Source organism: Rhodoferax sp., from assembly GCF_023701345.1.
Classification (GTDB): Bacteria; Pseudomonadota; Gammaproteobacteria; order Burkholderiales; family Burkholderiaceae_C; genus Rhodoferax.
Map to the genome: position 1 here is coordinate 25,792 of NZ_JAMPXE010000017.1, position 10,757 is coordinate 36,548.

General features: G+C 58.9%; 10 protein-coding genes and 2 pseudogenes. 1 reads left to right on the forward strand and 11 read right to left on the reverse strand.

Annotation, left to right across the window (positions count from 1 at the left end; translation table 11 throughout):
• Positions 1-7 precede the first annotated feature (7 nt).
• The 11 genes and pseudogenes from NDI87_RS04045 to ureA form a co-directional block, all read right to left on the reverse strand.
• The gene (locus tag NDI87_RS04045; protein WP_296273520.1) at positions 8-1,483 is read right to left on the reverse strand and encodes a SulP family inorganic anion transporter; all 1,476 of its coding nucleotides are present in this window, start codon (positions 1,481-1,483) and stop codon (positions 8-10) included.
• A 588-nt stretch (positions 1,484-2,071) separates the two neighbouring features.
• Positions 2,072-3,088 carry a tyrosine-type recombinase/integrase gene (locus NDI87_RS04050; protein WP_296273521.1) on the reverse strand — a complete coding sequence of 339 codons (1,017 nt, stop codon included), beginning with the start codon at positions 3,086-3,088 and terminating at the stop codon, positions 2,072-2,074.
• A complete protein-coding gene (locus NDI87_RS04055) occupies positions 3,081-4,055 on the reverse strand; it encodes a tyrosine-type recombinase/integrase (protein WP_296273522.1) in 975 nt (324 codons plus the stop codon). Before NDI87_RS04055 ends, NDI87_RS04050 begins: the two co-directional genes overlap by 8 nt.
• Positions 4,052-5,305 carry a site-specific integrase gene (locus tag NDI87_RS04060; RefSeq protein WP_296273523.1) on the reverse strand — a complete coding sequence of 418 codons (1,254 nt, stop codon included), beginning with the start codon at positions 5,303-5,305 and terminating at the stop codon, positions 4,052-4,054. Before NDI87_RS04060 ends, NDI87_RS04055 begins: the two co-directional genes overlap by 4 nt.
• A 182-nt stretch (positions 5,306-5,487) precedes the next feature.
• A complete protein-coding gene (ureG, locus tag NDI87_RS04065) occupies positions 5,488-6,147 on the reverse strand; it encodes an urease accessory protein UreG (protein ID WP_296273524.1) in 660 nt (219 codons plus the stop codon).
• An 8-nt stretch (positions 6,148-6,155) separates the two neighbouring features.
• Positions 6,156-6,833, reverse strand: a complete 678-nt coding sequence (locus tag NDI87_RS04070; protein ID WP_296273529.1) for an urease accessory protein UreF — start codon at positions 6,831-6,833, stop codon at positions 6,156-6,158.
• Positions 6,834-6,837: 4 nt separating this feature from the next.
• Positions 6,838-7,317 (reverse strand): annotated as a pseudogene (gene ureE / locus NDI87_RS04075) (urease accessory protein UreE); the annotation flags it as partial.
• Positions 7,317-9,062, reverse strand: coding sequence for an urease subunit alpha (gene ureC, locus NDI87_RS04080; RefSeq protein WP_296273525.1), 1,746 nt, complete (start codon positions 9,060-9,062; stop codon positions 7,317-7,319). The gene ureC and the pseudogene ureE, both read right to left, overlap by 1 nt.
• Positions 9,063-9,086: 24 nt before the next feature.
• Positions 9,087-9,392, reverse strand: coding sequence for an urease subunit beta (locus tag NDI87_RS04085; protein ID WP_296273526.1), 306 nt, complete (start codon positions 9,390-9,392; stop codon positions 9,087-9,089).
• 8 nt (positions 9,393-9,400) lie between these two features.
• Positions 9,401-9,577: a hypothetical protein gene (locus NDI87_RS04090; protein WP_296273527.1), complete on the reverse strand. Its 177-nt coding sequence runs from the start codon at positions 9,575-9,577 to the stop codon at positions 9,401-9,403.
• A 9-nt stretch (positions 9,578-9,586) separates the two neighbouring features.
• The gene (ureA, locus tag NDI87_RS04095) at positions 9,587-9,889 is read right to left on the reverse strand and encodes an urease subunit gamma (protein WP_296273528.1); all 303 of its coding nucleotides are present in this window, start codon (positions 9,887-9,889) and stop codon (positions 9,587-9,589) included.
• A gap of 194 nt (positions 9,890-10,083) precedes the next feature.
• On the opposite strand from ureA, the pseudogene NDI87_RS04100 reads away from it, so the two are divergent.
• Positions 10,084-10,757 (forward strand): annotated as a pseudogene (locus tag NDI87_RS04100) (hybrid sensor histidine kinase/response regulator); the annotation flags it as partial.

A 10,757-nucleotide genomic window follows, 5' to 3' on the forward strand; every position in this document is an offset into this window, starting at 1 on the left:
TCTCTTATCAATGACCCATCAGAAGGTCTTCAGCGCCATCTTTGTCGTGTACGGCAAATTTGTCCACCATGGTGGTGCTGGCTGCGTTTAAGCCAACTACCTCAACGTCAGTACCTTCGCGGCGAAATTTCAGGACCACCTTGTCCAAGGCGCTAACCGCTGTGATGTCCCAAAAATGCGCGCGGCTGACATCAATGCGCACCTTGTCGATCACTTCCTTGTAATCAAATGAATTCGTAAAGCGGTCGCCTGTGGCGAAGAACACCTGTCCGAGCACTTCGTAGGTACGGGTTCGACCTTCCTCTTCTGCGCGCGACTTGACACGAAGGATTTGACCCACCTTGTGCGCAAAGAAGAAGCCCGAGAGCAAAACGCCCACCAGTACACCCTTCGCCAGATCGTGAGTGGCCACGGTCACGACAACAGTGGCAATCATCACCAAACTGGAACTCTTAGGGTGGTCGCGCAGATTCTTGATTGAACTCCAACTGAATGTTCCGATGGATACCATGATCATCACTGCGACCAAAGCAGCCATCGGAATTTTCGCGACCCAGTCACCCAGGAATACCACCATCAGCAACAGGAAGACACCGGCTGCAAGTGTGGACAAGCGTCCGCGTCCACCTGATTTGATATTGATGATGGACTGGCCGATCATTGCGCAGCCCGCCATGCCACCGATAAAGCCTGAAGCGATGTTGGCTAAACCTTGGCCCACGCACTCACGATTTTTATCACTCTTGGTGTCGGTCAGGTCGTCCACGATGGTGGCCGTCATCAGTGATTCAAGCAGCCCAACAACCATCAGCGTCACAGAGTAAGGAAAGATAATTTTCAGAGTCTCGAAGTTCAAGGGAATATCGGGAATCAGGAACATCGGCAGACTGTCAGGTAACTTGCCCATGTCACCGACTGTCCGAATGTCTAAGCCCAGTGACATCGCGACAATGGTCAGTACCACGATGGTCACCAGCGGTGATGGCACCGCTTTGGTGATGTAAGGGAAGCCGTAGATGATTGCCAAGCCACCGGCAGTCATGGCATAGACGTGCCAACTGACGTTGGTCAGTTCAGGCAACTGCGCCAGGAAGATCAGGATAGCCAGTGCATTGACGAACCCCGTGACAACTGAACGCGAAATAAACCGCATGTGTGCACCAAGTCGTACCCATCCTGCAATTATCTGCAGGACGCCAGTGAGCACAGTAGCGGCAAGCAGGTATTGCAGACCGTGGTCCTTAACCAGGGTCACCATCAACAAGGCCATGGCACCCGTTGCCGCTGAAATCATGCCGGAGCGTCCTCCAACAAAGGCGGTGACCACGGCGATACAGAAGGACGCATACAACCCCACTTTGGGATCAACGCCCGCAATAATGGAAAAGGCAATGGCTTCGGGAATTAAGGCGAGCGCGACTACGATGCCAGCAAGTAGATCGTTTCGGACATTGGAAAACCAGTCCTGTTTCAGAGAATTCATAAGCAATAGGTAATGCGGCAAGTCAGCAAACGTGACCAGCCTGTTTGAGCAATGGAAGAAAGCACTAAGCCTGCACCGGAGAAGTGAGGTTGAAGAACCACATGGGTGATGTGCAAGACGCACATGGCATCACGCCAGCCCGAACTGAGAAATCGAGTCGGGTCGCCCTAATTAACTGTGGGGGCGAATGGCGTGGGGTGCTGAGGGGTTACAACGGAATATGCCTTGCTGTGAGACTTGATTCTAACCGGAGGATCACGATTTGCAGATTTGGTCAAAGTTTTCCGACTGCGTACAGCCCTTTACGTCGGCTTTATTGCCTTGGAATTCGTACCTGCTTTGTTTCCACCGCGTGACCGAGCAAGTGTCACAAGGCGGGTTGCAGTGCTTGGCAGGTCAATAAATTGGCATTCAGCAATAACTACGGTTCACACTGACCGACGTTGAACTGGACAACCTGAAAGATGACTGTCGTGGCTGTCGGCAATGGGTCTTTATGCAGAGCGCACAGTTATGAATAGATCGGCACCGGCAAGCATATTGGCCGTTGGCACAGCGACCAGAAACACACCCGCCAGCTATTCATAATTACAGTGTCTTCAAGAAGTCCAGCAGCGAGTCGGATGCCCGATACCGTTGGATTTTTTCTTCAGGCTCCTGTAGCCGAGCCAGCGCACGTTCTTTCATTGCCAGGTCCGCTTCCACGTAATGATGCGTGGTCGTCGGACTCTCGTGACCCAGCCACAGCGCAATCACACTGATATCGACCCCCGACTGAAGCAGGTTCATGGCCGTCGTGTGTCGAATCGTATGGGGAGATATATGGCGATCGGCTAACTCAACATTGACTTTGGCGGCGGCTGCCACTGCCAATGCCAGCCGTTTCGCCACGTTATCGCGCGTCATGGCCTCACCATCGCGGTTGGGCAGCAGCGCAGAGGTAGGCAGTAGCTGTGGGTTCAGCCTCAACCAAGCGCGAATCTCTTTCACCGTCGAGCGCCATAACGGCACCGACCGCTGTTTGCGGCCCTTGCCTCGCAGATGGACGCAGGCTACGCCATCAAGCACCACATCGGCCACACGCACGCCAATGATCTCGGAAACACGGGCGCCAGTGTTGTAAAGCATTCCGAGCAGCAAGTGATCGCGCTGACTGATCCAACTGATACCGGGCGCTCCGATCACTGCCAACATCTCATCGCGCGACAGGAAACCCAGCATGGGCCGCTCAAAGCGTTTCATGGGCACGCCCAGGGCGCTCTCAATGACATGCAGCGATGCCACGTCGCGATGGGAAGCAAACTTCAGAAACGAGCGCAGAGCCGCCAGGCGAGCATTGCGGCTACGCACCGCGTTGTGGCGATCTTGCTCCAGATGGTCCAGAAAGGCCCGAATCACTTCTGGCGTGATGTCCGCCAGCTTCATTGATGCGGGAGACTTGCCGCAATGCTTGGTGGTGAAGTCCAGAAACAACATGAACGTGTCCCGGTACGCAGCGACGGTGCAGGGGCTCAGCGCTCTTTGCTGGGTGATGTGCTCTGCAAAGAACGCCTGTATCAGCGCGGGAAATGACGGTGGCGCGGACGGTGCTTTTTTGTTATTCATCACCAGCCTCCGCTGCTTGTGCGTAGTGTTCAAACTTGGCACCAGCCAGCGCCACGAGTTCCGGCACGCCGGTGAGATACCAGTAGGTTTTGGAAATCTTGGCGTGCCCCAGATAGGTTGACAGTGACAGCATGGCCTCGTCGACATTGATGCCTTGCGCATGCCAGAGCATCACCCGGCGCACCGCAAAGGTGTGCCTCAGATCATGGATACGCGGCTCGCCGTGACAGCCGCGATCAATCCAGCCTAATTTGTCGCTCAGCTCACGAAAGACCCGATGCACCTGACGGTCGCCCAAGGGCTGCCCCAGCAATCGGCCTCGTGTGCCGACGAAAAAGTGGGTTTCTGTGGTGGTCGGCACTTGGCGACTGCGCAACTCACGATAACGAGCCAGTGCCAATACGGTGCTTGGGTGCAGGGGCAGCCATCGCGACTTTTTGCATTTGCTCAGACGAACGGTTAGCGCACCGTCTTTGAGGTCAACATCTGAGTCAAGCAGTGCCAACGCCTCCGACACACGCAGTCCTGCCGAGGCAATGAGTCCGAACAAGGTCTCAAAGGTGGCAGATCGCAGGCTGCCCTTGGGCTCCATGTCTCGCGCAGCACCCATCAACGCAACGATTTCGTCTTCACGGTAAATATGCGGGGCGACACGGCCTGGCACCGGGCCAAATGCCGACTCATCGAGCACTTCTGTCAGTGGCTCAAACTGACATAGCCAGCGGGCAAAGGGGCGCACCACCTCAATTCGCCGCGCGCCAGTGGCTGGCAAATGGCTTTGCTTCTTGTCCAGACGAGCCCACTCAGTCATCAGTTCGGCAGTCAACGCCCTTTCGTGACCAGAACTGGCAGCAAAGCTGGCAAGACTTGTCAGAGCGTATTCCATGCTGCGCAATTCAAAACCCAGTTGTCGGCGTTCGGCGAGATAGTCATCGACTTTGGCTTGGAGATAAGTACGTGTGTTCATGCCGCACTCCCAGGCCAAGGCAAGGCCACAGCCACCAGTTTTGAGTTGTCCAGTTTGGCGTAAATCATTGAGGTGTTGAGGTGGCGATGACGCAGTACATCGGCCACCTCCTTGAGTGAACTGCCCTGATTGACCAGTTGGCACGCCAGTGTGTGACGTAGCGCATGGGTGCGCCCGTGCTTCAGACCAATGCGACGGAAAGCATCACGGATGACGCGGTGGATGGCATCTGGTCCGATGGGTTGATCGTGCGGTGCCAGCACGCGGACGAAGACGGCTTGATTCGTGGTCTTTGGCCGCTCAAAGCGGACATAGTCGGCCAGCGCCTGGCCAGTGACGGCTGGCAGCGGCAAGGTGTCTTGGCGCAGTGCCTTGGTGCGTTTGATCGTGACGGTGCCGTTGCGCCAGTCAATATCGGTCAATTGAAGTTTGGCTATTTCGCCTCTGCGCAGTCCCAGATCCAAAGCACAGCGGACGATGGCGTAGCCACGCTTTTGTGACGGCAAGGATGCGTTGAACGAGGCAAGCAAGCGAGCAACCTCGTCGGGCTTGAGGGCCTGGGGCAGTGATGCCAAATTCCAGTGGGCAGGCGAAGAAATGACACCAATCAGTCCGTAAACCTGATCGCCGCAGGTCGCTCTGTATCGAAAGTAGGCACGCAGCGCCGAAGCCAGCATGATGGCGTTGGATGTGGTGCCGACCTGATCGAGTCTTGCCGCGATAAATTTGCGCACATCATCTGGCTTCAGTTCGGCAATCACAACCGGGCGCCCAGCAAAGGCATACAACAACAATTGGCGCACCGTGGATAGCGCACTTTGACGCGTGCCCTCACTCAAGCCGCGTGATTTGTTCATATGGTCGTCGTATCGGCGCAATTCATCAGCTATTTCCCCAGTGGGTGCTGGGGGTGCATGAATCACACCCTGTTCGAGCAGAACGGCCAGCATGTGACCGAGCGCAGCACGCAAAGTACCGTGGTCTCGCCTGACAGGTCTAGGGCAATCGCAGCACGGCAGATGCTCATCGAGAAATTGCTCGACCGTGCGCTCGTCAAGCTGTTCGACCGCCAGACCACATTGCGTCATCCATCGGGCAAAGTGGGCTAGCCCAGCGACGCAGCCTGCCGAAGTGGTGGCGGCATAACGACCAAGCCTGAAATGCGCGCAATACGACTCAAGATGCGGTGCAAGCGCGCTATTGAGTAGCCACGCCTTGGCCGTCGGGTGAAGTGACTCGATGATGTCCATGATGGTCTCCAGTAGTTGAGACCATCAGTTCAAACCTTCTCGAAAATTATGTCTACTACCGAGATGACTGTCTGCCCATAAAGCCCATGTTCAGAAGGCTTGCGGGCGAATCACCTCAAATCCTATTCCAAGGGTCTTTTTCAGCCTTCGGGCTATTTTGCAGCCGGCTGCGCGGGTCTCACTTATGCGCTTTTCAGCATGCCTTTCTTCTCAATGAACGCCACCACCTGCGCCAGGCCATCCAGTGTCTTCAGGTTGGTCATGACAAAGGGCTTGAGCCCCTTGGGTGTGCTGCGCATGCGCGTCGTGTCGGCGTGCATCACGTCCAAGTTGGCACCCACATAAGGCGCCAAGTCGGTCTTGTTGATGACGAACAAATCGCTTTTGGTGATGCCGGGGCCGCCCTTGCGCGGGATTTTTTCGCCAGCGGCCACGTCGATCACATAAATCGTCAGGTCGGAAAGTTCGGGGCTGAAGGTGGCGGCCAGGTTGTCACCGCCGCTCTCGATGAACACAATGTCGGCCTCGGGAAAATCCACCAGCATGCGGTCGATGGCTTCCAGGTTGATCGATGCGTCTTCGCGGATGGCGGTGTGCGGGCAACCGCCCGTTTCCACGCCCATGATGCGCTCGGCCGGCAGGGCGCCGCTGACGGTGAGCAGGCGCTGGTCTTCCTTGGTGTAGATGTCGTTGGTGATGGCCACCAGGTCGTACTGCTCGCGCATGGCCTTGCACAGCATTTCCAGCAGCGTGGTTTTGCCGGAACCCACCGGCCCGCCAATGCCCACGCGCAAAGGGGGCAGGGGTTTGGTGCGGTTCTTGATGTGGTGGAGTGGGTTCATGGTGTGGCTCAGGAACGGAAAAGACGTGAATACTGGACTTCGTGCTGGGCGCTCAAAATGGCAAGCATCGGTGAAAAAGCCTGGCGCGCGTCGTCTGGCAGAGATAGCGCGCGGTTAATGGCCGCAGGGATTTCAGCCGTCAATGCGGACAGAATGCGCTGCCCGGCGCTTTGGCCCAGGGGTACTGATTTGATCGCGGCCTGCACCATGTTTTCGGCCCAGCCAAAGGCGTAAGCCAGCAGGCAGTCGCGCAACGGTGCGCTGGTGGCGCCCGCGGCCAGCGCAAAGGCCAGCGGATAGCTGGGTTGCAGTTCGGCCAGCAGCCCGATTTGTGATGCGCTGGCGGTGGTGTGGTTGCGCAGCCATTCGAGCAGGGAGCGGCCCATCTGCTCGGTCTGTGCCCGCAGCTCGCTGCTTTCGCGCGTTTGCAGCACCCAGGCGTTGAGGGCGGCAATGCGGGTGGCGTCTGCGGCCCGCCATGCGGGAATGGCTTGGGCCAATACCGCCAGGTCACCGCGCGCCAGGTTCAATTCGAGTTGATCCAGCAACCAGGCAGTGGCTTCAGCCTCTGTCGTGACGCGGGCCGATTCGACCGCTGCTTCCAGGCCTTCCGAGTAAGAAAAGCCGCCAATCGGCAGCGCCGGCGAGGCCAGCCACATGAGTTGCAGCAGGCTGGTGTCATGCATGGGGGTGATCGTGCCCGTGCCCATGGCCGCCGCTGGCATAGGCGCCGCTTTCCGGCTCAAACGCCTCGTTGACCTCCACCACGGTCAGGTGCATGGCGCGCAGCAGGTCGGCGAGCACATGGTCGGGCTCGATCTTGAGGTGGTCGGGCTTGAGTTCGATCGGCACATGGCGGTTGCCCAGGTGATAGGCGGCGCGGATCAGGTCGAAACTTGTGCCATGGCTGCGGCATGGCGTGATGCGCAGCACGGTTTGCGGTGCCGCCATCACCTTGATCAGTGAACCGTCCTCGGCGACCAACACATCGCCACCACGCAGCACGGTGCCGCGCGGCAGAAAGATGCCAATTTGCCGGCCGGCAGAGTCGCAGGCTTCCAACCGGCTTTTCTGCCGCACGTCCCAGTCCAGCTCGACCTGTGTCGCGCGCTTGAGCAGCACAGTGGCCAGGCCCTGGCCCTGCGGAATCAGTTTGGAGATGTGCAGCATCAAAACAAGAAGTAGCGCTGCGCCATCGGCAAGCTCACAGCCGGTTCGCAGGTGAGCAGTTCGCCGTCGGCGCGCACGCTGTAGGTTTGGGCGTCGATCTCCATCCTGGGCAAGGCGTGGTTATGGATCATGTGCTCCTTGCGAATGCCGCGAATGTCGCGCACCGCGCTCACGTTTTTGGCCAGGCCAAAGCGCTCCTTGATGCCGGCGTTCTCGCCCGCCTGTGAGATGAAAGTGATGGAGCCTCTGGCCAACGCGCCACCATAAGAGCCAAACATGGGCCGGTAATGTACCGGCTGCGGCGTGGGAATTGACGCATTGGGGTCGCCCATGGCGGCCATGGCGATGAAGCCGCCTTTGAGGATCAGCGCGGGCTTGATGCCAAAAAAGGCGGGTTTCCAGACCACCAGGTCGGCCCATTTACCAAGCTCGATACTGCCCACCTCATGCGCCATGCCGTGGGTCAGCGCCGGGTTGATGGTGTACTTGGCCAAGTAGCGCTTGACGCGGTAGTTGTCGTTGCGCTGCTGCTGTTCCACCGGCTCGTCGCGCCCGGTCGGGGGGGAAAGCCAGCCGCGCTGCGCCTTCATTTTGTGTGCCGTCTGCCAGGTGCGGATGATCACCTCGCCGACCCGGCCCATGGCCTGGCTGTCGCTGCTCATGATGCTGATCGCGCCCAGGTCGTGCAGGATGTCTTCGGCGGCAATGGTTTCCTTGCGGATGCGGCTCTCGGCAAAGGCCAGGTCTTCGGCAATGCCCGCGTCCAGGTGGTGGCACACCATCAGCATGTCGACGTGTTCGTCGAGCGTGTTGACGGTGTAGGGTCGCGTCGGGTTGGTGCTTGAGGGCAACACATTGGGTTCGCCCACCAGTTTCATGATGTCGGGCGCATGGCCGCCGCCCGCGCCTTCGGTGTGAAAGGTATGGATGCTGCGGCCCTTGAAGGCGGCCAGCGTGTCTTCCACAAAGCCCGATTCGTTGAGTGTGTCGGTGTGGATCGCCACCTGGGTGTCGGTGAGTTCGGCCACGTTCAGGCAGTTGTCGATGGCGGCTGGCGTGGTGCCCCAGTCTTCGTGTAATTTCAGGCCGATGGCGCCGGCGTTGATCTGCTCATGCAGTGCTTGCGGCAGGCTGGCATTGCCCTTGCCCAGAAAACCCAGGTTCATGGCAAAGCCGTCGGCGGCCTGCAACATGCGCTCGATGTGCCACGGGCCGGGTGTGCAGGTGGTGGCAAAGGTACCGGTGGCCGGACCGGTGCCGCCACCGGTCATGGTGGTGATGCCGCTGCTCAGGGCTTCTTCGATCAATTGCGGGCAAATGAAATGGATGTGGCTGTCAAAGCCGCCGGCAGTGACGATGCTGCCTTCGCAGCTGATGATTTCGGTGCCCGGGCCAATCACAATGTCGACGCCCGGCTGGGTGTCGGGGTTGCCGGCCTTGCCAATCGCCACGATGCGGCTGTCCTTGAGGCCGATGTCGGCCTTGATGATGCCCCAGTGGTCGATGATCAGGGCGTTGGTCATGACCGTGTCGACAGCACCTTCAGTCCGGCTGCGCTGCGATTGGGCCATGCCGTCGCGGATGGTCTTGCCTCCGCCGAACTTGACTTCCTCGCCGTAGCCGCCGGCGCGCAAGGTCAGGTCGTCTTCGACCTCGATGATCAGGTTGGTGTCGGCCAGGCGCACCCGGTCGCCTACCGTGGGGCCAAATATTTCAGCGTAAGCGCGTCGTCCAATCGTTGCCATGTGATTTTCTTTCAGTACTGGCAGTTAAAGCGGACCTTGCGTGAGGCCACGAAAGCCGTAAACGATGCGGTCGCCGGCGTAGTCCACGAGTTCCACTGTGCGCTGCTGTCCGGGCTCAAAACGCACCGCCGAGCCCGACGCAATGTTCAGCCGCATGCCTTGCGCTGCGGCCCGGTCAAAGCCCAGCGCGCCATTGGTTTCGGCAAAGTGGTAGTGCGAGCCGACCTGAATCGGGCGCTCGGACGCGTTGACCACCACCAGCGTGTGGCTGCGCCGCCCCGGGTTCAGCACGTGGTCGGGGCCGTCGGTAAAGAGTTCACCCGGGCTCATTGCCTGCCTCACTTGCCGCCGCGTGACAGCCAGATGGCCACGGCGATCGCACCACCCAGGGCCACAAAACCCCAGACGTCGGTGGCATGCCAGTGGCTGCCCTGCAGGCCATGGTTGTCGTGGGCTAGGGCCAGGCCGGAGGTGCTCAACAGGGTCAGTGCGGGAAGAAGTTGAAGTTTTTTCATTTGGCTGCCTCAAACAATGGGTTGGTGGACCGTCACCAGTTTGGTGCCATCAGGAAACGTGGCCTCCACCTGGATGTCGGGAATCATGTCGGCGATGCCGTCCATCACGTCGGCGCGTGTCAGGATGGTACGGCCAAAACTCATGAGCTGGGCCACGGTCTGGCCGTCGCGCGCGCCTTCCATGACGGCGCAGCTGATCAGCGCCACGGCTTCCGGGTAGTTGAGTTGGAGGCCACGCGCCTTGCGGCGTTCGGCCAGCAGACCGGCTGTGAACAGCAGGAGTTTGTCTTTTTCGCGGGGGGTGAGTTCCATGTAACTTTCAATGCAAAAGCCGTGCCTGATGACTATTTCATGAACTTATCTCGTCATTGCGAGCGTAGCGTGGCAATCCATGAATGCGGAAGTCATGGATTGCTTCACTCTGTTCGCAATGACGGAAGGTGTTCATGGAAAGGAGCGCAGTGACGAACTGCAGTTTCATGGCATGAAAACTGCACCACAAGGGTGTGACTTCAGAAACCCAGCCTCCATCCAGTTCTGTGCCTCAAGATGCGCCGTCGCAGCGCATCACGCTGGTGCGCCGCGACTACAACGCCTGGGTGGCGAGCGAAACGCTGGAGGACTACGCCTTGCGTTTTACGCCGCAGGGCTTTCGCCAGTGGTCGCCGTGGCGGGTGGCGCAAACCGCGCTGGGCGGTGCCGCCGCCTTTTTGATTCTGGAGGCGGTGGGCGCCACGCTGCTGGTGCAGTACGGCTTTGTCAATGCGTTTTGGGCGATTTTGGCGACCGGGTTGATCATCTTTCTGGCGGGGCTGCCCATCAGCATTTACGCCGCCAAGTACGGTGTCGACATGGATTTGCTCACGCGCGGGGCGGGTTTTGGCTACATCGGCTCGACGCTGACTTCGCTGATTTATGCCTCGTTCACCTTCATTTTTTTCGCCCTTGAGGCCGCGGTCATGGCCTATGCGCTGGAGCTGGCGCTCGATATTCCGCCGCGCTGGGGTTATCTGATTTGTGCGCTGGTGGTGATCCCATTGGTCACGCACGGGGTGTCCACCATCAGCCGGTTGCAGGTCTGGACGCAGCCGCTGTGGCTGGTCATGTGGCTGCTGCCCTTCGCCTTTGTGCTGTGGCGCGAGCCCACCGCGTTCGCCGGTGTGATGCACTATATTGGTGA